The organism is Comamonas sp. GCA5, assembly GCF_036541385.1.
In the GTDB taxonomy this organism is placed as follows: Bacteria; Pseudomonadota; Gammaproteobacteria; order Burkholderiales; family Burkholderiaceae_C; genus Comamonas; species Comamonas aquatica.
Genome location: NZ_JAZHFR010000010.1, coordinates 1 through 26,414, shown reverse-complemented (window position 1 = coordinate 26,414; position 26,414 = coordinate 1). Strand labels below are relative to the sequence as shown.

General features: G+C 67.9%; 17 protein-coding genes and 2 pseudogenes. 4 read left to right on the top strand and 15 right to left on the bottom strand.

Features of this window, described 5'->3' with window-relative positions:
* Positions 1-71 precede the first annotated feature (71 nt).
* Positions 72-2,186: a TonB-dependent receptor domain-containing protein gene (locus tag SJH88_RS04100; RefSeq protein WP_274753672.1), complete on the bottom strand. Its 2,115-nt coding sequence runs from the start codon at positions 2,184-2,186 to the stop codon at positions 72-74.
* A gap of 424 nt (positions 2,187-2,610) precedes the next feature.
* Here SJH88_RS04100 and SJH88_RS04095 point away from each other — a divergent pair, with 424 nt between their 5' ends.
* A complete protein-coding gene (locus SJH88_RS04095) occupies positions 2,611-3,885 on the top strand; it encodes a DUF445 domain-containing protein (RefSeq protein WP_274753671.1) in 1,275 nt (424 codons plus the stop codon).
* Positions 3,886-3,902: 17 nt separating this feature from the next.
* Here SJH88_RS04095 and SJH88_RS04090 read toward each other — a convergent pair whose 3' ends face one another.
* On the bottom strand, positions 3,903-5,267 hold the full coding sequence (locus tag SJH88_RS04090) for a class I SAM-dependent methyltransferase (RefSeq protein ID WP_274753670.1): 1,365 nt from the start codon (positions 5,265-5,267) through the stop codon (positions 3,903-3,905).
* Positions 5,268-5,325: 58 nt separating this feature from the next.
* The gene (locus SJH88_RS04085) at positions 5,326-7,533 is read right to left on the bottom strand and encodes a FepA family TonB-dependent siderophore receptor (RefSeq protein ID WP_274753669.1); all 2,208 of its coding nucleotides are present in this window, start codon (positions 7,531-7,533) and stop codon (positions 5,326-5,328) included.
* 400 nt (positions 7,534-7,933) lie between these two features.
* Here SJH88_RS04085 and SJH88_RS04080 point away from each other — a divergent pair, with 400 nt between their 5' ends.
* Positions 7,934-8,644 (top strand): ABC transporter substrate-binding protein, encoded by a 711-nt coding sequence (locus SJH88_RS04080; RefSeq protein ID WP_274753668.1) that lies wholly within the window; start codon positions 7,934-7,936, stop codon positions 8,642-8,644.
* Between the two features lie 120 nt (positions 8,645-8,764).
* Here the strand turns inward: SJH88_RS04080 and SJH88_RS04075 are convergent, their stop codons facing one another.
* The 9 genes and pseudogenes from SJH88_RS04075 to purU all read right to left on the bottom strand — a co-directional run bounded on the left by SJH88_RS04075 (position 8,765) and on the right by purU (position 20,709).
* Positions 8,765-9,187 (bottom strand): hypothetical protein, encoded by a 423-nt coding sequence (locus SJH88_RS04075; RefSeq protein ID WP_274753667.1) that lies wholly within the window; start codon positions 9,185-9,187, stop codon positions 8,765-8,767.
* 96 nt (positions 9,188-9,283) lie between these two features.
* Entirely contained in the window at positions 9,284-10,411 is a 1,128-nt protein-coding gene (locus SJH88_RS04070; RefSeq protein ID WP_274753666.1) for an ABC transporter permease, read from the bottom strand.
* A 399-nt stretch (positions 10,412-10,810) separates the two neighbouring features.
* Entirely contained in the window at positions 10,811-13,618 is a 2,808-nt protein-coding gene (rbbA, locus tag SJH88_RS04065) for a ribosome-associated ATPase/putative transporter RbbA (protein ID WP_274753665.1), read from the bottom strand.
* Between the two features lie 6 nt (positions 13,619-13,624).
* Positions 13,625-14,704 carry an HlyD family secretion protein gene (locus SJH88_RS04060; RefSeq protein WP_274753664.1) on the bottom strand — a complete coding sequence of 360 codons (1,080 nt, stop codon included), beginning with the start codon at positions 14,702-14,704 and terminating at the stop codon, positions 13,625-13,627.
* A gap of 124 nt (positions 14,705-14,828) precedes the next feature.
* A pseudogene (locus SJH88_RS04055) lies at positions 14,829-16,175 on the bottom strand (efflux transporter outer membrane subunit); the annotation flags it as partial.
* Between the two features lie 308 nt (positions 16,176-16,483).
* Positions 16,484-16,834 carry an ankyrin repeat domain-containing protein gene (locus SJH88_RS04050; protein ID WP_274753663.1) on the bottom strand — a complete coding sequence of 117 codons (351 nt, stop codon included), beginning with the start codon at positions 16,832-16,834 and terminating at the stop codon, positions 16,484-16,486.
* A 336-nt stretch (positions 16,835-17,170) separates the two neighbouring features.
* Positions 17,171-18,655: an FAD-linked oxidase C-terminal domain-containing protein gene (locus SJH88_RS04045; protein WP_274753662.1), complete on the bottom strand. Its 1,485-nt coding sequence runs from the start codon at positions 18,653-18,655 to the stop codon at positions 17,171-17,173.
* A gap of 164 nt (positions 18,656-18,819) precedes the next feature.
* Positions 18,820-19,742: pseudogene (locus SJH88_RS04040) on the bottom strand (LysR substrate-binding domain-containing protein).
* A 118-nt stretch (positions 19,743-19,860) separates the two neighbouring features.
* The gene (gene purU / locus SJH88_RS04035) at positions 19,861-20,709 is read right to left on the bottom strand and encodes a formyltetrahydrofolate deformylase (protein ID WP_042418682.1); all 849 of its coding nucleotides are present in this window, start codon (positions 20,707-20,709) and stop codon (positions 19,861-19,863) included.
* Positions 20,710-20,763: 54 nt separating this feature from the next.
* Here purU and SJH88_RS04030 point away from each other — a divergent pair, with 54 nt between their 5' ends.
* Positions 20,764-23,109 (top strand): putative bifunctional diguanylate cyclase/phosphodiesterase, encoded by a 2,346-nt coding sequence (locus SJH88_RS04030; RefSeq protein WP_270149717.1) that lies wholly within the window; start codon positions 20,764-20,766, stop codon positions 23,107-23,109.
* A 54-nt stretch (positions 23,110-23,163) separates the two neighbouring features.
* Here SJH88_RS04030 and SJH88_RS04025 read toward each other — a convergent pair whose 3' ends face one another.
* Both SJH88_RS04025 and SJH88_RS04020 read right to left on the bottom strand, forming a co-directional pair.
* Positions 23,164-23,460, bottom strand: coding sequence for a BTH_I0359 family protein (locus SJH88_RS04025; RefSeq protein ID WP_154164160.1), 297 nt, complete (start codon positions 23,458-23,460; stop codon positions 23,164-23,166).
* 164 nt (positions 23,461-23,624) lie between these two features.
* Positions 23,625-24,443 (bottom strand): DUF3108 domain-containing protein, encoded by an 819-nt coding sequence (locus SJH88_RS04020; RefSeq protein WP_274753661.1) that lies wholly within the window; start codon positions 24,441-24,443, stop codon positions 23,625-23,627.
* A gap of 170 nt (positions 24,444-24,613) precedes the next feature.
* On the opposite strand from SJH88_RS04020, the gene SJH88_RS04015 reads away from it, so the two are divergent.
* On the top strand, positions 24,614-25,636 hold the full coding sequence (locus SJH88_RS04015) for a fumarylacetoacetate hydrolase family protein (RefSeq protein ID WP_274753660.1): 1,023 nt from the start codon (positions 24,614-24,616) through the stop codon (positions 25,634-25,636).
* Between the two features lie 97 nt (positions 25,637-25,733).
* On the opposite strand, the gene SJH88_RS04010 is transcribed toward SJH88_RS04015, so the two are convergent.
* Positions 25,734-26,414 (bottom strand): DUF3108 domain-containing protein (locus SJH88_RS04010; RefSeq protein WP_274753659.1); only part of this gene is annotated, 681 nt, incomplete at its 5' end.

Below are 26,414 nucleotides of genomic sequence, written 5' to 3'. Positions count from 1 at the left end.
TTTTTTTATGCATGGGTGCACGCCAAAAAGGGAGGCCAAGCCTCCCTTTTTTTGTTGCGGTGTGCGGCGGATCAGAACTGCACGTTGGCGCGAATCCAGAGGGTGCGGCCATCTGGAATGCTGCCCTTGGTGGACTGGGCGGATTTCACGTAGGGGTTGGCCCATGCATCACGTTCCCCAGTGACAGCGCCAGCGTTGTTGTATGTGAGTTCACGCCATTTTTTGAAGTTCAAGAAATCCTTATCAAACAGGTTGTAGATGGTGGCAGAGAAGGTCACATTTTTGTTCATACGGTATTGAGCACCGAGGTTGAAAAGGCTGTAGCCACGGATGTCTCCTACTGCTGCAAATTCACGCTTTTCGTTTTCGGAGAAGTTGCTGTAGTCATTGTTAAAACGGCGGCTTTTGCCACGGTATTCCGCTTGCAGCCATGCAGACCACTGGTTGTTGATATTCCAGTTCAATGTGGCGCTGGCCACATGCTTGGCCACATCGCTAAGCTTGCCTACCACCTGACCTTGCTCGATGAGTTCGCTGTCTGTCCATGTGTAAGTCGCGGCCATACTCCAAGCAGGAGAGAAGACGTATTTGCTGCTCAGCTCCAAACCCCATGTTTTGCCTTCGTCTTGGTTGTGACTGAAGGTCGTGTTCGCCGGAAGGCCTGCGCATCCTCCAATTCGGTAGCTGGTATCGCAGCGGTCGCTCACGATTTTGTTTTTGATCTTGTTGTGAAACGCGGTAGCTCCTGCGGTCCAACCTCGCTGGTTGTCAAACAGCAGGCCCAGTTCGGTGCTGGTGCTTTCTTCCGGTTGGAGGTCCGGGTTGCCGATTGTCATGGTGGCTCCTTGCCCAGAATAGCCGGCCAGGCCATTGACCAGCTGATTGACCTTAGGAGCGCGGAAACCTTGGCTCACCCCGCCTTTGAGGGTCAACATTTGTGTGGCATTCCATACCAGGTAAGCGCGTGGACTCCAGTGGCCGCCAAACTTGTCGTGGTGGTCGTAGCGCAGCCCGCCGGTGGCCGTCAGGCTTTCGGTCAGGCTCCATTCATCTTCGGCAAACAGCGCCCAAGTGTTTTGTTTGAAAGCCGAGGCGCCGCTGATCAATGCCAAACCTTCTGTCGCCTTGGTATGGCTGTACTGCGTGCCCACCGACAGCAGATGGCGTTCACCAATCGGGCTGACCAGTTTGGCGTCCCAGGTGGTGCTGGTTGACTCCAGTGTGCGTGGTTTGCCGATCAGATCTGGGCGTCCTGCATCGTTGGCGGCCGCATTCGGAATCGTGCGTCCTTTGGTCTCGTTTTGGCTATAGCTCAAGCTGCTTTCCAGCATGCCAATCGCCAATTTCCCTTTGTAGCCAATCGCGTACTGGTCGCGGTTGAACTGCAGTTCATCGGTGTACCCAGATGCGGTGGTCGTGGTGGCACCGGTGGTGCAATTGGTGAAGTCCAATGTGCCCAGCTCGCATCGGCGGTTGTCGTAGGCGGAGCGTGCACTGTCGGCATCCAGCCAGACTTCGTGGCCGGCGGAAGGTGTAAATGTCAGGCGAGCACCGATGGAATGCTGATCGCTCTTTGCAGGCGAAGGCCCCCGGGAGCTGATCGTGCCAGCACCGGACGAAGGCTGCAGACTCGATCCATCGCGGTTGAAGTAGCTACCGCGGATGGCCAAGCCCAGTTTGTCATGCTGGATGGGGCCATTCAGGTAGAAGCTGGTCTTCTGCACGGCGCCTTGGTCGTTGTTTTCAGGCAAAGAGCCTTCGACCTGTACGCTGCCCCCCCATTCTTTCGCGACCTTGCGGGTGATGATGTTGATCACGCCACCCATGGCGTCAGAGCCGTACAACGTGGACATCGGGCCACGGATGACTTCAATGCGCTCAATTGCCGACATTGGAGGGATGAGCGAAGTCAGTGCTGCACCAAAGCCGTTGGGGGTGGTATCACCCGCGGGGTTGGGGCGTCGGCCGTCAATCAACACCAGCGTGTATTCGCTGGGCATGCCGCGCATGCTGATGTCAAATCCCCCGGTTTTTCCGGTACTGCCGCGAACGTCAATGCCTTCTACCCCCTGTAGCGCATCTGCCAAATCGCGGTAGCTTTTTTTCTCCAGCTCTTCGCGGGTCACCACGGAAATGGAGGCCGGGGCTTGCTTGAGTTCCTGCTCGAAGCCCGAGGCCGACACCACGACTTCGGACAGGGACTGGGGCGATTCCTGTGCCACAGCCGAGGCGCAGGCCGCCGCCGCCAGGGCCAGCAGGGTGGGTTGGAGAAACAGTGCAGACGATTTTTAGACATGGCGAGGCCTGCCGGCAGTGCCGGCATGGAAACGGTTGAAGGGTGTGCAGTGCGGCGCGGCACCGGTGGAATCGGTGCGGCCATGTCCTGTTATGAATTGTTATGGGGACGGTGTAGGGTGCCGATTATGACTTGTTGAATGCTAATGGTTCTCAGTGGTAAATGCTTTTTTGTTTTTCTGTCGCGTGAAACCGACGCTGTGCCGCTGCACGCCCGGGGGGCATCAGCTCTGCGCCTACCTGTAATTGCTGGACTGGCGCCAGGGCTGGCGCGGTGGTCTGCCGTAGGCTGGCTGCAGCAAGGAGGGGGATGGCATGCCTGGGGACTGGAATCTCACCAACGATCTGCGCCGCGCCAAGTGGCAGGCGACGGGCTTGCTGCTGCTGGTCACCGCCGTGTTTGTGGCGAGCCACTGGTTGCCGGCCACGCTGACCGCGCGCGGGGTCAAGGCCGTGGCCGAGGCCGCCATGGTGGGGGCCCTGGCCGACTGGTTTGCGGTGACGGCCTTGTTCCGGCGCATTCCCTTGCCCTGGCTGGGACGCCATACCGCCATCATTGCGCGCAACAAGGACCGGATTGGCGAGAATCTGGCGGTCTTTGTGCGCGACAAGTTCCTGGACACACCCTCGCTGCTGGCCCTGGTGCGCCAGCATGACCCCGCGCAGCAGCTGGCGCATTGGCTGGCCGCGCCGGCGCACCGCCAGTTGTTGGGGCAGCAACTGGGCCGGGTGCTGGCCGGGGTGCTGGAGATGGTGCAGGACCGGCAGGTTGAGCGCTGGCTGACCCGCGCGCTGCGCAGCGTGCTGGCGCAGGTGGACATGGGCCAGTCGCTGGCCACACTGCTGGCGGCCCTGACGCACGAAGGCCGCCACCAGGTGGTGCTGGACGATGTGCTGCAGCGCCTGTCGTCCCTGCTGCGCCGGGAGCCGACGCGCCTGTTCATGGCGCAGACGATTGTGCAGTGGCTCAAGCGCGAGCACCCGCTGAAGGAGAAGGTGCTGCCCAGCGACTGGCTGGGTGACAAGGGGGCCGATGTGCTGGCCGATGCTCTGGACAGCGTGCTGGCCGAGGTGGCCCAGGACCCCCAGCACCAGATGCGGCAGGCGTTCGACCGCAGCCTGGCGCACTTCATCCAGCGGCTGCGCAGCGATGCGGCCTACCAGGCGCGGGCCACGGAGCTGCGGGACTATCTGCTGCACGATGAGAACCTGGCCGGCTACCTGCACGCCTTGTGGAGCCGCACCCGCGCCAAGCTGCAGGCCGACTTGGCGAGCGAGCAGTCCTGGACGGTGCGCAAGCTGGCCGGCATGGGCCAGTGGCTGGGCCAGTCCCTGGCCCAGGACGCGGCGCTGCGCGCGTCCATGAATGCGCGGCTGGAGCGCTGGGCGCAGGCCCTGGCGCCGGATGTTTCGCAGTTCATCGCGCGCCACATCCAGGACACGGTGCAGCGCTGGGATGCGCAGGAGCTGTCCGCGCTGGTGGAGCAGCACATCGGCAAGGACCTGCAGTTCATTCGCATCAACGGCACCCTGGTGGGCGGTGCGGTGGGCTTGCTGCTGTTCCTCAGCGGTCTCGGGCTGGCGCCCTGAGCCGGCGCCGCCGCGCGTCAGGCGGGCACGGCGCTGCCGATGGCCTCCAGGGCCTGCAGGGCGGTGGGCGGCTGGCCCACGGTCACCATGCGCAGGTAGGTGTTCAGCGGTGCCAGGGCCGTGGCCACCGGCCCCGTGCCCGCCGGCAGCAGCACATGCAGCCAGCCGGCCCAGGCCAGGACCTGCAGCAGCTGGCTGATCAGTCCGGGCTGGTGCGCATACGCGGGCAAGCGCGCCAGTTCGGCATAGCTCGCGGCGCCGTGGCGCAGCGCTGTGATCAGCGGGGCCACCTGGGCCACTGGCAGGTGCACGGGGCCGATGCGGGTGTCCAGCACCAGTTCGCCCTGTGTCGGCGGCAACTTCTGCGGGGCGGCCGGCAGCAGGCCGATGCGCTGGCGCAGCAGTGCCTGGCGGTGCTCCTCGCTGGGCAGGGCCAGGCCGGCCGGGTGCTGGCGCAGGTAGAGGTCGCGGCGCTGGTTCTGGTTGCGTGCCACGTCCTTGAAGGTTTCCAGCAGCGCGGGGCTGGCCCCTTGGCGCTGCAGGGCCTGGAAGGCGGGCAGTGACTGTCCGGGCAGGGAGACGGCATCCAGGTTCTCGAGCGGCGTGGCGCTGGCGGCGTAGCGGCAGTCCACGGCGTCCAGGTCGGCCATCACATCGGCCACGTGCAGCGAGTCCCAGTGCGGATTGAGCAGTTCATGCGCCAGATAGTCCGCATCCAGCGCGGCCAGCCGATCGATCTCCTGGACCAGGCGGGGTTGCTCGACAAAATGCCCCAGCCCTTGCTGGGTCAGGTGCTGCAGCCAGGCGACCCCGGCACGGGCCTGGTCGGCCGAGCTGCCGGGCAGGGGTTGTGTGGCCAGGTGCAGCAACTTCTGGGTGGCCGCCATGGCGCTGGAGCCTGGTTGGCTCATGTAGGCCAGGTAGAACACCCCGCCGGGTTTGAGCCGTTGCTGCACCAACTGCCGCAGGGCCTGGCGCTGCGGGGGCGCAATCCAGGAATAGACGCCGTGGCAGACCATGAAGTCGCAGGCCGGCAGGGCGGCTGGGGATTGTGTGGCCGCCGCAAAGTCCAGGCATTCGTAGCGCAGGTTGTGCATACCCAGCGCCTGGGCCCGGGCACGCGCCTGGGCAATCGCGCCGGGGTGGATGTCGATGCCGAGGAACTGGCCCAGGGGGTTGGTGGCGGCCGCAATCAGGGTGTTGAGGCCACTGCCGCAACCCAGGTCCAGGTAGGTGTAGGGGCGGGTCAGGTCGGGGCTTTTCAGGCCCATCGCAGTCAGCGTGGCGCACAGCCAGGCTGGCATGGTTTCGCGGTGGAAGTGGGCCGGATAGGGAACGTCGTGAACGTAGGCCGCATCGGTGCGGTCAGCGGGGTGGTGCATGGCGGCAGGCCGTGGCGCCGCACCACCCGGCGGTGGGCAGCGCCACGGGGAGGGCGGTTTAGAAGGACGCGGTGGCCGTCAGGTAGTAGGCACGACCGGGCTGGTTGTAGGTGTAGGCACCGGCAGAGCTGCCTTGCTTGCCCTTGCGCAGGAATTGCTTGTCGAGCAGGTTGTTGATGCCGGCGCCGATGCGCAGGCGCTTGCTGACGTCGTAATTCACGCCCAGGCCGAACAGGGTGTGGGTGCCGATTTCCTCCACGCTGTCCACCGGCGTGCCGTTGGCCATCTGCGTGCGGGGCTTCTGGCGGCCATAGACCGTGGCCTTGAACTGCGCCGACCAGGCCTGGTTGACATGCCAGTCCAGGGTGCTGTTGATGGTGAACTTGGGAATCACGGACAGCGGTTGGTCGGTGTCCTTGCTGTGGTTCTTGTTCATCCAGGTGAAGTTGTTGATCAGCTTCAGCGTGCTGCCCGAGCTGCCCAGCAGCGGGATGTTCAGATTGCCTTCCAGGCCTTCGACCACGGCCTTGCCGGCGTTGTTCCACTGGAAGTAGCGGTAGGTGCCCTGGTCGACCACGGCGCCGGCGTTCATGTCCGCCACGATCTTGTTGCGGTAGTCGTTGCGGAAATAGGTCAGGCTGGACTCCCAGCCCTGGTGGTTGTTCCAGGCCACCCCCAGTTCCTTGTTGACGCTGATTTCCGCATCCAGGCTGGGGTTGCCCTGGATGTAGCAGGGGCCGGTCACACCCGTGGGGCAGCCGTTGCCCATGGTGGTGTACCAGTAGTTGGCGTTGGACTGGTACAGGTTGGGGGTCTTGAACACGCGCGCGATGCCGCCCTTGACCGTCCAGTCGGACGACAGCTCATAGCTGGCGTTCAGGCTGGGGCTCCAGTTGTTGCCGAAGTCCTGGTGGTGGTCGAAGCGCAGGCCCGGTGTCAGGATGAAGGCCGGGCTGATCTCGATGTTGTCTTCGAGGTACAGGGCCAGCGACTTGGCCTGGCTCTTGGACGAGGCGGTGATGGGTCCGGTGGGCGCGTTCTGCTGCGTGGCATTGGGGTCGTCCAGGCTCTGGTGGCGCACTTCCAGGCCGCTGGTCAGCATCTGGTTGAGGCCGCCCAGTTTCAGCGGGGTGTTCAGCTCCCCGCTGAGGAAGTAGTTCTGCTGTTCGGATTCCACGAACTCCAGCGGTCCGGTGCAGCTGCCTTCGGGGCCGCCAGCGGCATTCTTCTTGCAGTTGCTGTTGCGCGTGTTCTCGTACTGGAAGATGACGCGCGACTTGCCCAGCTCCCCCAGGTTGGCGCGGTGCGTGACCGAGGCCGTCTGGCGGTAGGTGCGGCGCAGTTCAGCCCCGTTCTCCGCCAGCTCCTTGATGAGGGCGGTGTTCGCCGCGTTGGTGCTCTGCGGGACTTCGCCCACGTAGATGTTGCCCTGGCGGCTGAAGCCGGCCTCAAACTCCAGCACCTGGTCGGGCGTCAGGTCCCAGCGCAGCAGGGCGTTGAGATCGCGGTTGCGGTTGCCTTCGCGGCCGGCGGCCAGCGGCAGGCCGTTGGCGTCCAGACCGTTGATGCCGATGTCATCGCCCTCGGTCTTGGCGACGTTGCCGTACAGGCGGAAAGACAGGGCCTCGCCGATGGGGCCGCTCAGGTTGAAGCCCAGGCGGTTGGAGCCGCCTTCCTGGCTGTCCTCGGGCTGCTGGTAGTAGACCGTGACGGAGCCCGACAGCTGCTTTTGCGGCTTCTTGGTGATGATGTTGACGACCCCCCCGGCTGCGCCCGAGCCATAGCGTGCAGCGGCCGGGCCGCGGATCACTTCGATGCGCTCGATCTGCTCGGCTGGCACCCAGTTGGTATCGCCGCGCGTGTCGCGCTCGCCGGTGCGGCGCATCTGTGCGGCCTCGCGCGACATCACGGGTTTGCCGTCGATCAGGATCATGGTGTTCTCGGGGCCCATGCCGCGCAGGTCGATCTGGCGCTGGTTGCCATAGGCGCCGCTGGAGCCGGCGCCGGTCAGGTTGACGCCGGGCATGGTGCGGATGATTTCCGACAGGTCGTTGCTGACCGGGCTGCGGGCGATGTCCTCGGCCGTGATGATGGACGTGCCCAGGGCCTGGCGCGCCTCGTCTTCGGCGGTGCCGAGCACCCGGACTTCGGACAGCGTGGCGGCGGTGTCCGGGGCGGTGGTGCCTTGGGCAAAGACCAGGCTGTGCGCGGCCAGGGCCACGGCCGACAGCGCGAAACGGCGCATTTTTTGGGAGGAAGATGGCATGGTTTGTAAAATATGTATTGAGATCAATTCTCATTACTATTCTATTTAACGATCAGGGTATCTCCCGAGTCCCCCTGCGGCCGTTGCCGATTTGTTGTGTATTTGTCACAGGCTGTGACGGTGCCAGGGCGGGTCGGCGGGCCTGTGAACAAGGAGTTGAAATGCGGGTTCTACAACGTCGCACCTGGGTGGCGGCCATGGTGGCAGGGCTGGCGGTACCAGTGGGCTGGGCGGCACCGTCCACGGTGCTGGTGCAGCATGCGCAGGGCGCCACGGCGGTGCCGCAGCGGACCCTGCGCGTGGTGGTCTACGACCTGGCCACGCATGGACACCATGCAGGCACTGGGGATGGCGGTGCGCGGCGTGCCCCAGGCCCAACTGCCGCCCTATCTGGCGGGTTATGCGCGATGCGCGCTACACCGTGGCGGGCTCGCTGTTCGAGCCCGATTACGCCGCGCTGAGCCAGATCCGCCCCGATCTGATCATCGTCGGCGGCCGTTCCGCGGCCAAGTACGAGGGGCTGGACAAAATCGCGCCGACGCTGGATTTCAGCGTGCGCGGCGACCACCTGCTGCAGGACATGGCGCGCAACATCACGCAGCTGGCCCAGCTGTCGGGCCAGCCGGCCAAGGGCCAGGCCTTGCTGGCGCGCCTGGAGCGCGAGGTGGGCGTGGTGCGCCACCTGGCGGCCCAGGCCGAGCCGGGCCTGCTGCTGATGGCGGTGAACGAGCGCATCCTGCCGAACGCCCCGGGCTCGCGCTTCGGTTTCCTGTTCGATGTGCTGGGGGCCCGCTCGGCACTCCGCGCCCAGGACCTGCCGGCGCGCGGCGCGGTGTACGACTTGGACGCGGTGGCCCGGCTCGACCCGGCGTGGATCTATGTGATCGACCGCAACGCGGCCACTGGCTCGGCGCCCGGCGGCGGCGCCCTCATCCCGTCGCAGCAGGTGTTCGACAACGCCCAGGTGCGCGGCACGCAGGCCGGCCGCAAGGGCCAGGTGGTGTTTCTGGACCCCAAGGGCTGGTACCTGCTGGGCAGCGCCGGCCCGACCGCCTTGCTGGGCAATCTGGCGCAGCTGCAACAGGTCTACCGCGCTGCGGGCCTGCGTTGACCGGAAGGCCTAGAAAATGAGAGCGCCTGGCGCTCATCTTTCGAGCCTTTGAGGGCATTGCATGCCTGAAAGCAAAGAGCACCCTGCGCGGGGTGCTCTTTTTTTATGCAGCGCAGGATGTCAGACGCCGTCTGCGTCGGGCGCCTGGGTTTGCAGCAGGTGCTCGCCGATCTGCTTCCAGGCCTTGGCGGCGTCGTGCTCGCCGGCAAAGTGGTGGCAGCTGGCGGCCGTCATGGCGACGCGGCCGTTGTCCGGGTCCAGGTCGAAGGCCTGCTCGCACTGTGCGGCGGCGTTGGACCACATCACCAGGGCGTTGGCCGAGCCTTCCTTTTGCAGCGCCAGGGCCTCGGCCATCCAGGCCTGGGCCAGGCGGAAGGCCGCTTCGGCGTGGTCGGGGTCGGCCTTGTGGGCGTGGAAGAAGTGCTGGCCGGCCTGCTGCCACAGGGCGCGGGCCTGCTGGAAGTCGACGGTCGCGGCCTGCTGGGCCCGGGCGACCATGGCGTTGCCGGATTGCAGGTGTTCTTCAAAGCTTGCTTCAGTCATGGGTGCGGCACGGCGGTCTGCGTCAAAGCCCGCATTGTGGCGCGATGCGGGTAGGCGCGTGCGGCACCCGGCTTCTGCCGCCGGGCGCCGCCGCGCTCAGGCCATCTGGCTGATGGTCTTGCGAAAGCGCGCCAGCGACAGCGCAAACAGCACGCTGCCGATGGCGGCCAGCGCCAGGAAGGGCTTCCACACCACCCCCAGCCCGGCGCCGCGGTAGAGGATGGCCTGGCCCAGCTCGACGAAGTGCGTGGTCGGTGCCAGCAGCATGATGTCCTGCACCAGCTGGGGCATGGATTCGCGCGGCGTCATGCCGCCCGACAGCAACTGCAGCGGCAGCAGCGTCAGCACCATCAGCAGGCCGAACTGCGGCATGGAGCGCGCCACCGTGGCCATGAAGATGCCCATGGCCGTGGTGGCGAACAGGCACAGCGCCGCGCCGGCCATGAACAGCGGGATGCTGCCCTCGATCGGCACCTGCAGAAAGCCGCGCACCACCAGGTTCAGCGACACCCCGGCCGCCACCAGCACCACGGCGCCCATGGACCAGACCTTGGCCAGCATGATCTCGGTGGGCGTGACCGGCATCACCAGCAGGTGCTCGATGGTGCCGTGCTCGCGCTCGCGGATCAGCGCCGCGCCGGTCAGGATGATGGACAGCAGGGTCACGTTGTTGATGATCTGCATCAGCCCGCCGAACCAGATCTTGTTCAGCGACGGGTTGAAGCGCGCGCGCAGCTCCAGCTCCACCGGCAGCGTGCTGGCGCTGCGGTGGCGCTGGGTGAATTCGTTGATCTCGGCCAGCACGATCTGCTGGATGTAGCCGCTGCCCGAGAACGCCTGGCTCATGCGCGTGGCGTCCACGTTCAGCTGCAGCTCGGCCTTCCTGCCGGCCAGCACGTCGCGCTGGAAGCCGGGCGGAATGGTCAGCGCGAAGGTGAAGGTGCCGGCGTCCATACCCGGGTCCACCTGCTGCCAGTCCAGCATCTGCGGCGGCATGAACTGCGGCGGGTAGAAGGCCGAGGCAATGCGCGCCGACAGCGGCGACTGGTCCTGGTCGACGATGGCGATGGGCGCGTGGTGCAGCGTCTCGGGCATGGCCGAGGCGGCGGTGTAGACCGAGGCGGTGAAGGTGTAGACGATGAGCACCAGCATCACCGGGTCGCGCCACAGGCTCCACAATTCCTTGACGCCCAGGCGCCAGATGTTTTTCAAACTATGCAGCATGGCAGTTTTTCCAATACTTCACAGGGGCCGAAGCGCCGTTTTGTGGTGGCCTTGGTAAGTGATTCGTGCGGGGGCGCCCAGACAGCGCCGCAGGCTTGGTTGCAGGCCCTGGCCATCCCCAAGTACTGTCTGCGGGCCCACGCCGCGCCTGCAGCGCTGTCTGGGCGTTGTGGCGCGCGACCGGCGCCCCGCTGCGCTGCGCGGGCTCGCTCTGGCAGACAGCCAAAGAAGATGCAGAGGCGAAGGCGCTGCTGGTATGGCATGTCGCATACCGAGTCCCCATTCGCCAGTGACAGCGAGCCAGGGCCGCCCCGCAGCGAGGCTGTCGTCCCCCTGCCCGCAGCGCGAAGCGGTGCGAGAGCGGGGGGAAGGCGCGCAGCGCCAAAGGGGGGTGTCGCATCACTTCTCTTGCTTGGGCAAGGCCCAGATGGCGATGCCCATGATCACGGGAATGGCTAGCAGCAGCGGCAGGTAGGCGCTGGTCAGCTCGTGCAGGCCCAGGGCCTTGCTGAACACGCCGCGGCTGATGGCGAACATGTGGGTGGCGGGGTAGATCTCGCCGATCCAGCGGCCCGTGCCTTCCAGCGAGCTGACCGGGTCGGTCAGACCCGAGAACTGCGTGGCCGGGATCAGCGTGCCCAGCATGGCGAAGAACAGCGCCGCGATCTGGCTGCGCGTGACGGCCGAGGCCAGCAGGCCCATGCCGGTGGCGATGACGGCAAACAGCAGGGCCGCCAGCGTCAGCGCCATGAAGCTGCCGGTCATGGGCACGCCGAAGGCGAACACCGCCATGGCGCACATCAGCAGGTAGTTGAGCAGCGCCAGGGCCACATAGGGCAGTTGTTTGCCCAGCAGGAACTCCAGCCGCGTGACCGGGGTGACATAGAGGTTGACGATGGAGCCCAGCTCCTTCTCGCGCACCACGGCCAGGGCCGTCAGCATGGCCGGGAACATCAGCAGCAGCATGGGGATGACGGCGGGCACCATGGCGGGCAGGCTCTTCACATCGGGGTTGTAGCGAAAGCGTGTCTCGATCGCCACCTGGGTGCCCATGCGCAGGCCGGTGCGCTCGCGCACCTGCTGCACCAGCCAGTATTGGTGGATGCCTTGCACATAGCCCTTCACGGTCTCGCCGCGCTGCGGCATGGCGCCGTCAAACCAGGCGCCCACGGCCACCGGGCGGCCGCGCAGCACGTCGCGGCCAAAGCCGGGCGGGATCTCGATGGCCAGCGACAGTTCGCCGCTTTTCATGCGCCGGTCCAGCTCTTCGTAGCTGTGCAGCGGTGGCTGCTCGACGAAGTAGCGTGAGCCCGACAGGCTTTGCGTGTAGCTCTGGCTCAGCGTGCTCTGGTCGCGGTCCAGCACGGCAAAGCGCAGGTCTTCCACGTCCATGCTGATGCCGAAGCCGATCACCACCATCAGCACCAGCGAGCCGGCCAGCGCCATGGTGGCGCGCACCGGGTCGCGCTGCAGCTCCAGGGTTTCGCGCCACAGATAGCTCCACAGCCGCTGCAGGCTGAAGCGGGCGGGGCGTGCAGCTTCAGAAGCAGGAGCGGTCGCCGCTGATTCGGCAAGGCTTTCAGATGGTTTTGTGCCTGAAGCTGGCGCAGAGCTTGCGCTGGTTGCTTCGGGTTTTGCGTCCAGGTCTGGTGCGGCCTCGCCCGAGGCTTCGACCAGGTAGCCGATGAAGGCCTCCTCCAGCGTGGCCGCGCCGCGCTTGGCGACCAGGGCGGCGGGCGTGTCGCTGTCCAGCACCTTGCCGGCGTGCATCATCGACATGCGGTCGCAGCGCGCGGCCTCGTTCATGAAGTGGGTGGAGATGAAGATGGTCACCTGGTCGCGGCGCGACAGCTCCACCAGCAGGCGCCAAAACTGGTCGCGCGCCACCGGGTCCACGCCCGAGGTGGGCTCGTCCAGGATCAGCAGCTCGGGCCGGTGCACCATGGCCACGGCCAGCGACAGGCGCTGGCGCAGGCCCAGCGGCAGGCGCTCGGGCAGCTCGCGGCGCTCGGCGGTCAGGCCGAAGCGCTCCAGCATCTCCTGCACGCGCGCCGGCACCTCGGCCTCGGGCACGTGGAACAGCTGGGCGTGCAGCACCAGGTTCTGCTCCACCGTCAGCTCGCCATACAGCGAGAACGCCTGCGACATGTAGCCCACGCGCCGGCGCGTGGCGATGTCATTGGGATTCACCGCGTTGCCGAACAGCCAGGCCTGGCCTGCGTTGGCCGGCATCAACCCGGTCAGCATCTTCATGGTGGTGGACTTGCCGCAGCCGTTGGAGCCGAGGAAGCCGAAGATCTCGCCGCGGCGGATGCGGAAGTTCACATGGTCCACGGCGACAAAGTCGCCAAAGCGCATGGTCAGGTCCTGGGCCTCGATGGCGATGTCCTGGTCGTCGGCCTGCAGCGGCGGGATTTCCACCGCGGCATGGCCGCGCTTCTTGGCCTCGGGCAGCAGGGCGATGAAGGCCGCCTCCAGCGACTGCGTGGCGGTGCGCGCCAGCAGCTCGGCCGGGGTGCCGGTGTCCAGCACCTGGCCGTCGTCCATGGCCACCAGCCAGTCGAAGCGCTGGGCTTCGTCCATGTAGGCCGTGGCCACCAGCACGCTCATGTGCGGGCGGGTGCTGCGGATGCGGCGGATCAGGTCCCAGAACTGGGCGCGCGCCAGCGGGTCCACGCCGGTGGTGGGTTCGTCCAGGATCAGCAGGTCGGGGTCGTGGATCAGCGCGCAGCACAGGCCCAGCTTCTGCTTCATGCCGCCCGACAGCTTGCCGGCCGGGCGCGCCAGGAATTTCTTCAGCCCGGTGCTCTGCGTCAGGTCGTCGATGCGGGCACGGCGCTCGGCCGCGTCATGGCCGAACAGGCGGGCGAAGAACTGCAGGTTCTCCTCGACCGACAGCGTGGGATAGAGGTTCTTGCCCAGCCCCTGCGGCATGTAGGCGATGCGCGGGCACACGGCCTCGCGGTGCGCCTGGCTGCGCATGTCGCCGCCCAGGGCCCAGACCTGGCCGTCCTGCACCGCGCGGGCACCGGCCAGCAGCGACAGCAGGCTGGACTTGCCCACGCCGTCCGGCCCGATCAGGCCAACCATGCCGCCGGCGGGAATCTCCAGCGTGATGCCGCGCAGCGCCTCGGTGCTGCCATAGCGCAGGCGCACGTCCTGCAGTCGGGCCACCGCGAGGCGGGAAGGGGGGGGCGCCACCGTCATGCGCGCTTACTCCGGCAGCTTCACGTGCAGGTGGGCGGGCCACTGGGCACCGGGCTCGGCCAGCACCCAGGCCTGGCCGGGCAGGCCGGTCTTCACCTGGCGCAGGTGCTTTTGCAGCAGCTGCGGGTCGATCTGCGCCTTGACGCGGAACATCAGCTTCTGGCGCTCGCTGGCGGTCTCCACGGTCTTGGGCGTGAACTGGGCGGTGCTGGCCACGAAGCTGACCTTGGCGGGGATCACCCACTGTGGCGCGGCGTCCAGCACGATGCGCACCTCGGCGCCCAGGGCCACGCGGCCGGCCACGGTCTCGGGCAGGAAGAAGCCCATGTACACGTCCGACAGGTCCACCAGGTTCAGCAGCTTGCCGCCGGCCCCCAGCACCTCGCCGGGCTGGGCCAGGCGGAACTGCACGCGCCCGTCGCGCGGGGCGGTCAGCGTGCTGTCGTCGAGCTCGGCATCAATCCGTTGCACGGTGGCCGCAGCGGCGGTCACGGCCGAGACCGAGCCGGTGACCTGGGCCTTGGCCGCCTCAATGGCCGCCTTGGCGGCCGCCGCCTGGGCCTGGGTGGCCTTCAGTGCGGCCTGGGCGCTGCGCATGCGGGCGCGGTCATCGTCCAGCTCCTGCACGGCGCTGGCGCCTTCCTTGGCCAGGGTTTCGGAGCGCGCCAGGCGGCGCTGTGCGGCGTCCAGCTCGGCCTCGCGCTGGGTCACCAGGGCCAGGGCGGCGGCGTGGTCGCTTTCGCGCAGCGCCACCTGGGCGCGGGCGGCGGCCACGTTGTGCTCGGCCCGGTCCTTGCCGGCCACGGCCTCGGCATGCTGGGCCTGCAGGGTGTGGATCTGCATGCGCGCCAGCGGCTCGCCGGCTTTCACAAAGGCGCCTTCGGTGACCAGGATCTCTTCGACCCGGCCGCCGAGCTTGGTGGCGACGTCGATCTCCGTGGCTTCGATGCGGCCGTTGCCGCTGGCCAGGCCGGCATCGACCTGGCTGGCCTGCCATTGCTGCCAGGCGTAGCCAGCGGCCAGCAGCAGGGCCGCGGCAATCGCGACGGTGGTGAGGGTTTTGCGGGTGGTGGGTGCGATGGGCATGGTGGGCAATGCGGTCGGTTAGGGGGTGACGGCGGAGGGGCGCTGGCGGTCGGTGCCGGCGGGGCGCCCCCAGGGCGGTGTACAGGCTGACCTGGGCGGCCTGCAGGGCGTAGGCCACCTGCACCGCCTGCTGCGCGGCGCCCAGCAGCTCGCGCTGGGCATCCAGCACGTCCAGGTAGGGCGAGGCGCCGTTGTCATAGCGCAGCTGGGCCAGGCGGTTGCGCTCCTGCAGCACCTGCAGGTTGTCCTGCTGCACGCGCAGCTGCTGCGCCAGGAAGTGGCGCGCCGACAGGGCATCGGCCACCTCGCGGAAGGCGGTCTGCACACTGCGCTCGTAGCTGGCCACGGCGCTGTGCTGGCGCACCGTGGCCAGGTCCAGGTTGGCGCGGCGGCGTCCCCCGTCGAGGATGGGCAGGGAGATGCTGGGGGCAAAGGTCCAGGCCTTGCTGCCACTCTCAAACAGGCCGTCCAGCTGGGCACTGGCCGTGCCGAAGCTGCCGGTCAGCGCAATCCGCGGGAAGAAGGCCGCGCGGGCGGCCGCCACCTGGGCGTGGGCGGCCTGCAGCTGGTGCTCGGCGGCAACGATGTCGGGCCGCGCCTGCAGCAGGTGGGAGGGCAGGCCGGCCGGGACCTCGCCCAGGATGGCGGCACCCGGTGGCAGGGCGGGCAGCGGGTCGATCGCCTGGCCCGTGAGCTGGCCCAGGGCATGGACCTGCTGCGCGCGCGCCTGCTGCAGCTGCACCACCAGGGCATGGGCCTGGTTGTACAGGCTTTGCACCTGGGTCAGCGCGTATTTGGAGGTGCTGCCGACCTCGTGGCGGCGCGTGAAGATGCGCTGGGTCTCGGCCCGGGTGTCCAGCGTGCTGCGCGCCAGGTGCAGGCGCTCGTCGGTCTCGCGCAGCGCCAGGTAGCTGCGCGCCACCTGGCCCAGCAGCGTCAACTGGGCGGCCCGGGCCCCGGCGGCGCTCGCCAGGTACTGCTGCAGGGCGGCCTCGTCCAGGCTGCGCACGCGGCCCCACAGGTCCAGCTCCCAGCTGTTGAGGCCGACGAAGACTTCATGGTCGCTGCCGGTGACCGGGCGGCCGCTGACGTTCAGATCGCCGGGTACGCGGGCCCGGGCATGGCTGCTGCCGACGGCCACCGTCGGAAACCGGTCGGCACGCTGCAGGCCGTGCACGGCGCGCGCCTCTTCGACCCGCAGCAGCGCCAGGCGCAGGTCGCGGTTGTGGGCCAGGGCCTGGGTCTGCAACTGGGCCAGCGTGGGGTCCTGCACCCACTGCTGCCAGTCGGGCAAGGCGGCGGTCACCGGGGTGGCATGGCTGTCGGAGGGCCACTGGCCGGGCAGCACGCCGGGGTCGGGTTGCGCCAGGGACGGCGCGCCAGGGGCGCAGCCCCCCAGCAGCAGGGTGCACGCCAGCGACACCGCCAGGCGGACGGGAACGGCAGGGGGCAGGCAAACGGAGGTGTTCATGGCAAGCACGGAAGTGAAACGGGCCGCTGGCCGCGGGGGCACAACAAGGTCCCGCCAGCCTGCGGCGCCACCGCAGGGCGGTGGCGGGCTGTACAAGGTCTGCAGTCGGTGGCGCAGGAAGCGGTGGCAGCGCCGGGCTGCAAGGCCGCCCGGTGCGGGTTGGCGGGGTTCACCGGTCTAGTGTTGCAGCTTTGCAGCGTGGTGTGGGCAAAGGCCTGCGGTGCCACTAGGGTTAGCCCCCGGGGGATGTTTCCAAAGTTGCACGCTGCGGCCATACTGTCGGGTTGGCCGCAGCGTGGGGCATGCGTTCACAGGGGCAGCCAGCGTTGCCACCAGACGGGTGCCGGGGCCGGGCGGGCGACGGCCCCGTAGGCCTGCAGCAGCGGCAGCAGCTCGGCATGGCCGCGGGACTGCGCGGCCTGCAGCGGGCTCAGGCTGCCCAGTTCCGCGGGCAGGTTGGGGTCGGCGCCGTGCTCCAGCAGCAGACGTGCGACCTCGGTATGGCCCTGCAGCAGGCTGGCGATCAGGGCCGTCTGCATCACCTCGGGGTGCTGGTAGTCGACGTCCACCCCGGCACTCAGGTGGTAGCGCACGCAGGCCGCATCGCCGCGCTCGGCCGCGTTGTACATGTCTTTCCAATCACCGCCTCCACTGGCCATGGCGCCTCCTCGTTGGTCCGTCCTCCCGCCCTTGTAGAGCAAGGGCCGGGGTTCGCACAGCGGGATTTCGCGCAGTTGGCGCGGGAAGAGGGTCAGGGAGCGCGTGGTTGCGTGGGGCTGCGGTGGTGAAAAGCGCTTTGCAGGCCCCAGGTGCCACGGGCCCTGGGCGCATCCGCCCTGTGCCCGGCGCCGCCGTGGTCAGGGCGGCGTATCGGGTCCCCGTGGCGCGGGGATGGCCCCGTGGTGGTGGTCTCGGGCAGCGCCCGCCGCCGAGCGCATCTGCACGCAGAGGCCGCCCGGGGCTGCAAACGATGTGGCAGGCGGGCGCTGGGCCGCTCAGAACCTGGGCAGGTCCGGGTGGCTGATCTGGCCGCCGCGCACCAGCATCTTGCCGTACTCCGCGCAGCGGTTGTGCGTGGGGATGACCTTGCCGGGGTTCAGCAGGCCGGCCGGGTCGAAGGCGGCCTTCAGGGCGAACATCTGCTGGTTCTCCTCGGTGGTGAACTGGGTGCACATGCTGTTGAGCTTTTCCACGCCCACACCGTGCTCGCCGGTCACCGTGCCGCCCATGGCCACGCTGGTCTCCAGGATGTCGGCGCCGAACAGTTCGCAGCGGTGCAGCTCGTCGGCGTCGTTGGCATCGAACAGGATCAGCGGGTGCAGGTTGCCGTCGCCGGCGTGGAACACGTTGGCGCAGCGCAACTGGTACTTCTTTTCCATCTCCTGGATGGCCAGCAGGATGTCGGCCAGGCGCTTGCGCGGGATGGTTGAGTCCATGCACATGTAGTCGGGGCTGATGCGGCCACTGGCGGGGAAGGCGTTCTTGCGCCCGCTCCAAAAGCGCAGGCGTTCCTCCTCGCTCTGGCTCACACTGAGGGCCGTGGCGCCGGCGGCGCGCAGCACCTCGCTCATGCGGGCGATCTCTTCCTCCACCTCTTCGGGCGTGCCATCGGATTCGCACAGCAGGATGGCCTCGGCCGTCAGGTCGTAGCCGGCCTTGACGAAGTCTTCCACCGCGGCCGTCATGGGCTTGTCCATCATCTCCAGCCCGGCCGGGATGATGCCGGCCGCGATCACGGCGGCCACGGCGTCGCCGGCTTTGCGCACGTCATCGAAGCTGGCCATGATGCAGCGCGCCAGCTGCGGCTTGGGGATCAGCTTGACGGTCACCTCGGTCACCACGGCCAGCATGCCCTCGCTGCCGATCATGGCGGCCAGCAGGTCGTAGCCGGGCGCGTCCAGCGCGTCGGAGCCGAACTCGACCGGTTCGCCCTCGATGGTGAAGCCTTTGACCTTCAGCACGTTGTGCACCGTCAGCCCGTATTTCAGGCAGTGCACGCCGCCGGAGTTCTCGGCCACGTTGCCGCCGATGGTGCAGGCGATCTGGCTGCTGGGGTCGGGGGCGTAGTACAGGCCGTAGGGCGCAGCGGCCTCGCTGATGGCCAGGTTGCGCACGCCGCACTGCACCACGGCCGTGCGGCTGTAGGCATCGACCTTGAGGATCTGGTTGAACTTGGCCAGCGACAGCGTCACGCCCAGGGCGTGGGGCATGGCGCCGCCGGACAGGCCGGTGCCCGCGCCGCGTGCCACCACGGGTACGTTGACGGCGTGGCAGGCCTTGAGCACCGCCTGGACCTGGTCATAGGTCTCGGGCAGGCAGACCACCAGCGGGCGCTGGCGGTAGGCGGTCAGGCCGTCGCACTCGTACGGTGTGGTGTCTTCGGCATTCCACAGCAGGGCGTGCTCGGGCACATGCTGGCGCAGGGCGGCCACGACTTCGGCCTGGCGGGTGGCGCGTTCAGAAAGGCTGGGGCTGGTCATGGCGCCGACTGTAGGGCAAGCCGTGGCGCGGTGCTGTGATTTTTTTGGCAAGCGGCTGTGAAAGCGCCACCGGCACGACGCCGGGGGCATCCAGGTACTTCAAAAGCAGGAGCTGCTGACGCTCGTCCTGCTTGTGTTAAGTGCCAATTTAGCTCAAAAAATCATCAGCCCACGGTCTTGGCCAGCCACTCGGCGAAGGCCTGGCATTCCCAGCGGTCCATGGTGCCGGTGCGCCAACACAGGTAGTGGGCATGGGGGCTGGCCACGTCCAGGTCGAACAGGCGCACCAAGGTGCCGTTGTCCAGCCAGGGGCCCCGAGTTTGAGGCGCACCGGCGCCACGCCCATGCCGGCGGCGGCGGCGTCGCACAGCAGGCCCACATCGTTGAACTGCGAGCCCTCGCTGGGCTCGGCCCAGTCCAGGCCGGCAGCCTGGAACCAGGGGCGCCAGGATTCCAGCGGGCTGCGCAGCAGCGGCAGCTCCTGCAGGTCCTCGGGCTTGGTGATGGGGCCGTGCTGGCGCAGAAAACTGGGCGAGGCCACGGGCGTGTAGACGTCGCGGGCGATCTCCAGGTGCTCCACGTCCGCGTAATGGCCAACGCCGTAGCGCACCATCAGGTCGGCATCCTCGGCCACCACGTCCAGCAGCGGGATGGCGACCTGCAGCGTCAGGTCGATCTCGGGGTAGGCCTCGGTGAACTGCGCCAGGCGCGGGATCAGCATGCAGCGCGCAAAGGTCGGCGTGACGGCGATCTTCAGCCGCGCGCGGCCGCTGGCCACCGGGTGGTTGGGGAAGCATTGCAGCGCCCCCAGGCCTTCGCGCACCTGCTGCAGGTAGTTCTGGCCGTCGGTGGTCAGCGAAAAGTCCGTGCGCCCGAACAGCTGTGTGCCCAGCACCTGCTCCAGCTGGCGCACGCGGTGGCTGACCGCGCTGGGCGTGACGCTGAGCTCCTCGGCCGTCAGCGTCACGCTGCGCAGGCGCGCCAGGGCTTCAAAGGTCAGCAGGCACTGGATTGGCGGGATGCGCCGGGCCGAGCGGCTGTCAAAGAAGCGGCTGGGGCGCTGGCCGTTGCTGCGGGGTGTGGACATGGCGCGGGGCGGTTGCTGCGGTTTTAAAAGCAAGAAGCGCTTGCGGTTGCTGATTTCAAGGGTGAAAACCTACGGAAACCCAGCAACGACAAGCGCTAGCTGCTGCGATGTGCTTCGCTCAGCGGAAGACCACGGTCTTGTGGCCGTTGACCAGCACACGGTGTTCGCTGTGCCACTTCACGGCACGCGCCAGCACCTGGCTTTCGGTGTCCTGGCCGCGGGCGGTCAGGTCTTCCACGGTGTCGGTGTGGTCGGCACGGGCCACGTCCTGCTCGATGATCGGGCCTTCGTCCAGATCCGCGGTCACGTAGTGGGCGGTAGCGCCGATCAGTTTCACGCCACGGTCATGCGCCTGGTAGTAGGGCTTGGCACCCTTGAAGCTGGGCAGGAAACTGTGGTGGATGTTGATCGCACGTCCGGACAGTTTTTGACACAAGTCATTAGACAGGACCTGCATATAACGGGCCAGAACGACCAGCTCGGCCCCTTCCGCCTCGATAATCTCGAACTGCTTGGCTTCGGCCTGGGCTTTGGTGGCGGCAGTCACCGGGATGTGGTGGAACGGGATGTTGTAGCTGGCGGCCAGTTGGTAGAAGTCGCGGTGGTTGCTGATGATGGCCTTGATGTCGATGGGCAGCAGGCCGGATTTCCAGCGGAACAGCAGGTCGTTGAGGCAGTGGCCCTGGCGGCTGACCATCAGCACGGTCTTCATGCGCTCCGACTCGGCGTGCAGGCTCCACTTCATCTCGTAGGTGTCGGCCATGACGGCGGTGGCCGCCTTCAGGCCGGCCAGGTCGGTGTGCTCGCAGGCAAACTGCACGCGCATGAAGAACAGACCGGTGGCGCTGTCGTTGAATTGGGAAGCTTCTTCGATGTTGGCGCCTTGCTCCAGCAGGAAGCCGGAGACGGCATGCACCAGACCACGGCGGTCGGGGCAGGACAGAGTAAGGATGTAGGCTTGGGTCATAGCGGGGGCAATTGTCGCAGCATGGCCGGGGTCAAGAGGGGATTGAGGGAATACATGCAACATGAGGACGCAGTCCCGCATCTGGCACCCTGGCGGGCGCTGGTGCTGTATCTGGTGGTCGGCCTGCTGTGGTTTGGCGCAGGGGACGCGATCATGCCGCAGCTGGTGCAGGACCGTGCGCTGTACCTGCTGCTGCAGCAAGGGCAGGACTATGTGTTCGTGCTGCTGTCGGGCTGCTACGCGGCCTGGCTGGTGCTGCGGACCATGCGCGCCGAGGCGCGGCGCAGCGCCGACCGCCAGGCCCTGGAGGCCAGCGAGGAAAAGCTGCGCCTGGCGCTGGATGGCAGCGGCAGCGGCATGTGGGACTGGGACATGGCCCAGCGGCGCCACACCTTCTCGCAGGGCGTGGCCAAGCTGATGCGCTACGAGGGCTGCAACTTTTCGGAGGAGTTTCGCTTCAAGCCGCGCATCCACCCGGACGACCGCGCCATGGTGGGCCAGGCGGCCCAGGCCACGCTGGAGCAGGGCGTGCCGTTTGTGGTGACGGCCCGCGTGCTGTGCTTTGACGGGGCCTACCGCTGGTTCGAGGCCCGCGGCACCCGCCACCTGGACGACCGCGGCCAGCCCGTGCGCTTCTCCGGCATCATCACCGACAAGACCCAGCAGCGCGCCGAGGAAGACCGCCTGCGGCTGGCGGCCAGCGTGGTGGAAAACACCGCCGAAGGCATCGTGGTGACCGATGCCAACAGCCACATCCTGTCGGTCAACCCGGCCTTCTCGCGTCTGCTGGGCTACGAGGCGGCGGAGCTGATCGGCAAGCGCCCCTCGACCTTCAAGTCCGGCCTGCACGACAAGGCCTTCTATGACGAGATGTGGAGCAGCCTGCACCGCAGTGGCCACTGGCGCGGGGAAATCTGGAACAAGCGCAAGAACGGCGAAATCTTCCCGGAGCGCATGTCGCTGAACGCGGTGCGCGACCCGCAAGGCCATGTCTCGCACTACGTGTGCATGTTCACCGATATTTCCGAGGAGAAGCAGCGCGAGCGGCAGCTGGAGCATCTGGCCCACCGCGACGCCCTGACCGGCCTGGCCAACCGCAACTGGTTCGTGCAGGAGCTGACGCGCTGTGTGCACCACGCGGTCGAAACGCGCGAGCGCATGGCGGTCATCCTGCTGAACCTGGACCGTTTCAAGGACGTGAACGACAGCTACGGCCACGCCGTGGGCGACGAGGTGCTGCGCCACATTGCGCGCCAGGTGCAATCTGCTCTGCGGCCAGGGGACCTGATCGCGCGCATGGCGGGCGACGAGATCGTGGTGCTGACGCGCCACCTCAAGCACCGCAAGGAGGCCTCGGACATTGCCGAGCGCCTGATCCATGCGGCAGCCCAGCCCTGGAAATCCCCCGATGGCTTTGCCGTGGTGGTCAGCGGCAGTGCCGGCATCTGCTGCTACCCCGAGCACGCCCAGGATGCGGCCCTGCTGGTGCAGGGCGCGCACGCCGCGGTGTATGGCGCCAAGGATGGCAAGGGCGGCAGCAACCAGTGGTGCTTCTTCAATGAGGACATGACCCAGGCCGCGCGCGAGCGCATTGCGCTGGAGTCGCGGCTGCGCAATGCCGTGGCCCAGGGGCACCTGCAACTGTTCTACCAGCCGCAGATCGACATCGCCACCGGGGGGCTGATCGGCTGCGAGGCCCTGGTGCGCTGGTTTGACCCGGTGGACGGCATGATCTCCCCGGCGCGCTTCATCCCGGTCGCGGAAAGCACCGGGCTGATCGGCCCGCTGGGCGAATGGGTGCTGGGTGAGGCCTGCCGCCAGGCCCAGGCCTGGAGCAGCCAGGGCCTGCCCGACATCTCGATCGCGGTGAACCTGTCGCTGCACCAGTTCCTGCTGACCGACATCGTCGGCTGCACGCGCCAGGCGCTGGCGCGCTCGGGGTTGCCCGCCGGGCGCCTGGAGCTGGAAATCACCGAAAGTGCGCTGGCCGCGCGCCCCGACGAGGCGCTCACGGTGCTGCGCGGGCTCAAGGACCTGGGCCTGCGCCTGGCGATCGACGACTTCGGCACCGGCTATTCGTCGCTGGCCCACCTCAAGCGCTTCCCCATCGACCTGCTCAAGATCGACCAGAGCTTCATCCGCGACATCCCGCAAAGCGCTGACGACATGGCCATCAGCCATGCGGTGATCGCCATGGGCAAGAGCATGGGCATGGAAGTGCTGGCCGAGGGCGTGGAAACCGCGGCGCAGCTGGAGTTCCTGCGCCAGCACGGCTGCCATTTCTACCAGGGCTATTTCTGCAGCCGCCCCCTGCCGGTGGGCGAATTCACCGTGCTGCTGGAAGGCGAGGCCCAGCGCCGTCGCCAGGAAAGCCTCAACAGCCTGGGTCTGGGCATCTAGGCCCGGGCGCCGAGCCGCCCCCTCCGGGCGGTCGGTGCGCCCGCGGCGCAGCCCTCAGTGCATCACGACGGGGTTCTGCGCCAGCTGGGCGTAGCGCTCCAGCGTGTCCTCGACCTCTTCCTCGCTGGGCGATTCGCGCTGCCACTGCTGGATCTGCTGCTGGAACAGCTCGGCCCAGGAACCGTCCAGGTAGACCTCCTTGCCCGAGCGCTTGTCCACGATCTCAAAACCGTGGCGGGGCAGGCCGGGGGCGCTGGTCTGGCCATCGGTCAGCAGGATTTCTGCGGGCAGCCCGAGATCGGGTTGCAAGTGGAGCACCACAAAAGTGTCGGAGTCGTAAAGCATTTGCATGGTGGTCCTCCTCTCTTGCCGTTTCGCGGGCCATGCCGGGTGGGCGGTGGCCCTGCCAGCCAGTTGCGGGCGAGACGGTCAGTTTCAAGGTGCCCGGCGGCGACCGGGTAACTCCAGTATTCCACGAATGGCCGGGTCGCAACGGCGGGCCCGGTCGGCGCAGGTCAGGGCTTGCTGTGGGACTGCAGCTTCAGGTCCAGCTCGTCGCGGCCGCCGTCCTCGAGCATGCGGATGCGCACCGGCAGGTATTGCAGGCCGGGCGCCAGCCACAGTGCCGACTGCAGGCCGTCGGCCGCGCCGCTGTCCGAGCTGTGCTCCAGCTTGATGGCGCTCATGCGGCCGGCGGGCAGCTTCAGTTCTTCGGTGCCGCGCACCGTGAAGGTCCAGGGAGCCACCCGGCTGCTGCTGGCGGCCTGCACCGTGATCTGCGTGCCCACGGGGTAGCGTTGCGGCGCGGCGGCCAGCATGCCGGCCACCTGGAAGAACACGCTCATGCGGTCCTGGGTGCCACGCTGCCAGGGCGCCGGATCGCTGCCCCGGCTGAAACGGATCTGTCCCGCGGCGGCGTCGAAGGTGGTGCTGTACTCCTTGCGGCTGCGGTCCAGGAAGATTTCGGGTTGCAGGCCCTGGGGGCCGATGCTGCCGACGCTGGACTGGCGCCGGCTGCCCAGCACGGGGATTTGCACCTCCTGCGCGGCTTCGTAGCGCTGGCCCTGGGGCAGCCAGTCCAGCTGGGCCCGGGTCTGGTAGGGCAGGCCCTTGAACTTGCCCTGCACCGTGAACTGCAGGCGCGCCGCCGCCGGCGCACGCCAGGCCAGGCTGGCCTCGGGGCGCAGCGTGCCCTGGGCGTTGCGCACCTCGATCGGCGCGGAGGCCGGCTGGGCATGGCTGGCCGTGCCGCCCAGGGCAGCGGCGGTGGACAGCAGGGTCAGCAGACCCAGGCGCCAGACAGGCGCGGCACGGAAGCAAGGGTGCAGTGGCATGGGCGAACCTTAGAATTTGCAGCTTACGCAGTGTGAGCCTGCAGCCGCCGCTGGCGGGCCGCATCCGGGCGGCTGGCGCCACGGGCATTGGCTCACTCGCACCCTTCCATTCTTACAGCAGCCCACGCCGTGTGCTGCTGTATGGCCTTCCGGTCTACACCGCATTGCACATGAAACTTGCCACTTACAAAGACGGCTCCCGCGACGGGCAACTGGTCGTCGTCTCGCGCGACCTGCGGCTGGCCCATTACGCCACCGGCATTGCCTCGCGCCTGCAGCAGGTGCTGGACGACTGGGGCTTCATGGCGCCCCAGCTGCAGGACCTGTACCACCAGCTGAACACCGGCCGCGCGCCGCATGCCTTCGCCTTTGACCCCATGCAGTGCATGGCACCGCTGCCGCGCGCCTACCAGTGGCTGGAGGGCGGGGCCTATCCCTCGCACCTGGCGCTGACCCAGCCGGACTGGGCGCTGCCCGGCACCGAGCCCGTACTGCGCCAGGGCGCGGGCGACAGCCTGTCCGGCGCCTGCGAGGAGGTGGTGGTGCCCAGCGCGGCCCTGGGCGTGGATTTTGGCGCCGGCCTGGCTGCGATCACCGGCGATGTGCCGATGGGCAGCACGCCCGAGCAGGCGCTGTTCGGCATCCGCCTGCTGATGCTGTGCAACAGCTGGAACCTGCGCCAGCTGATGCCCACGCCGCCGGAGGCAGGCTGGGGGCCGGTGCACGCTTGGCCGTCCCTGGGCTGCAGCCCGGTGGCGGTGACGCTGGACGAGCTGGGTGAGGCCTGGCGCGGTGGCCGCGTGCACCTGCCGCTGAACAGCAGCTGGAACGGGCGCAAGGTGGGCATGTGCGAGGCCGGCGAGGACATGGCCTTCCACTTCGGCCAGCTGCTGGCCCAGGCCTGCAAGACGCGCAGCCTGCGCGCTGGCACGGTGGTGGGCAGTGGCGTGGTCAGCAACCAGGGCGTGACCAGCGGCCGGGGCGCGGCACGGCGCACGGAATGGTCCAAGGGCTTTCACAGCATCGCGGAAAAGCGCGCCATGGAGCTGCAGCAGCAGGAGCAGGCCACGACCGGCTTTCTGCAGTTTGGCGACACGGTGCGCATCGAGATGAAGGGCAAGGATGGCCAGAGCCTGTTTGGCGCGATCGACCAGACCCTGGTCTCGCCGCAGGGGGACGGCAGCGACAGCTGAGGGCCGCCCGGATGGCCACGGCGCGTGGCACGGATGCATGACCAAATTGGCATCTGACGCAGACTGAATCAGCGTCAGATGCTATTTTGCGTGTTCCTCAGGGCAGCTCGCGCAGTGTCAGCGTCAGGTGGTCGCCATTGGACTCCTGCATCTGGATGCGCACCGGCGCGTAGCCCAGCGCGGGCGCCAGCCACAGCAGGGCCTGCTCGCGGTCGCCGGACTGGGGCGCGCGCTGCAGGCGCAGCGTGGCCAGCGGGCCGCTGGGCAGCGCCAGGGTGTCGGTGTCCTGCACGCGGAACTGCCACATCTGCAGGCTGCGCGATCCCAGGGTGGGGATCTCCACCAGGGTGCCGGGCGCGCGCAGCGCGGGCAGGTGCTCCAGCAGGGCGGACAGTTGCAGGAACACGCTCAGGCGGTCCTGGGTGCCGGGGCCGATGGCGGCCGGCGGGCGCTCGGGCTCGAAGCGGGCCAGCTGGGCCTCCCAGTCCAGCGTGGCGCTGCGCAGCCGGGTCAGCCGGCGGTCGTCAAAGCGCTCGGGCTGGAAGCCCTCCGCGCCGATGCGGCCGCGGCTGGTCTGCTCCAGCGAACCCAGCAGGAAGGCGCTGATGGACTGGCGCGCCAGGTAGCGGCCGTCCTCGGTGTGCCAGCTCAGCTCGGCCTGGGCGTGGTATTCCAGCCCCTTGATCCAGCCGTGCACGCGGTAGCGCAGGGCCTGGTGCTGGGGCGTGTCCGTCGCGGCGGCGGGCAGTGCCGCCGCCAGCGGTTGGCCGTCGGCGCC

Bases quoted from the DNA above. Each gene is read 5' to 3' on its own strand.
- SJH88_RS04095 (WP_274753671.1), top strand. From the start codon at position 2,611: ATGCCTGGGGACTGGAATCTCACCAACGATCTGCGCCGCGCCAAGTGG.
- SJH88_RS04050 (WP_274753663.1), bottom strand. From the start codon at position 16,834: ATGGCCAGTGGAGGCGGTGATTGGAAAGACATGTACAACGCGGCCGAG.
- SJH88_RS04080 (WP_274753668.1), top strand. From the start codon at position 7,934: ATGCGCGATGCGCGCTACACCGTGGCGGGCTCGCTGTTCGAGCCCGAT.
- SJH88_RS04090 (WP_274753670.1), bottom strand. From the start codon at position 5,267: ATGCACCACCCCGCTGACCGCACCGATGCGGCCTACGTTCACGACGTT.
- SJH88_RS04025 (WP_154164160.1), bottom strand. From the start codon at position 23,460: ATGCAAATGCTTTACGACTCCGACACTTTTGTGGTGCTCCACTTGCAA.
- SJH88_RS04030 (WP_270149717.1), top strand. From the start codon at position 20,764: ATGCAACATGAGGACGCAGTCCCGCATCTGGCACCCTGGCGGGCGCTG.
- SJH88_RS04045 (WP_274753662.1), bottom strand. From the start codon at position 18,655: ATGACCAGCCCCAGCCTTTCTGAACGCGCCACCCGCCAGGCCGAAGTC.
- SJH88_RS04085 (WP_274753669.1), bottom strand. From the start codon at position 7,533: ATGCCATCTTCCTCCCAAAAAATGCGCCGTTTCGCGCTGTCGGCCGTG.
- SJH88_RS04075 (WP_274753667.1), bottom strand. From the start codon at position 9,187: ATGACTGAAGCAAGCTTTGAAGAACACCTGCAATCCGGCAACGCCATG.
- SJH88_RS04060 (WP_274753664.1), bottom strand. From the start codon at position 14,704: ATGCCCATCGCACCCACCACCCGCAAAACCCTCACCACCGTCGCGATT.
- purU (WP_042418682.1), bottom strand. From the start codon at position 20,709: ATGACCCAAGCCTACATCCTTACTCTGTCCTGCCCCGACCGCCGTGGT.
- SJH88_RS04015 (WP_274753660.1), top strand. From the start codon at position 24,614: ATGAAACTTGCCACTTACAAAGACGGCTCCCGCGACGGGCAACTGGTC.
- SJH88_RS04070 (WP_274753666.1), bottom strand. From the start codon at position 10,411: ATGCTGCATAGTTTGAAAAACATCTGGCGCCTGGGCGTCAAGGAATTG.
- rbbA (WP_274753665.1), bottom strand. From the start codon at position 13,618: ATGACGGTGGCGCCCCCCCCTTCCCGCCTCGCGGTGGCCCGACTGCAG.
- SJH88_RS04020 (WP_274753661.1), bottom strand. From the start codon at position 24,443: ATGCCACTGCACCCTTGCTTCCGTGCCGCGCCTGTCTGGCGCCTGGGT.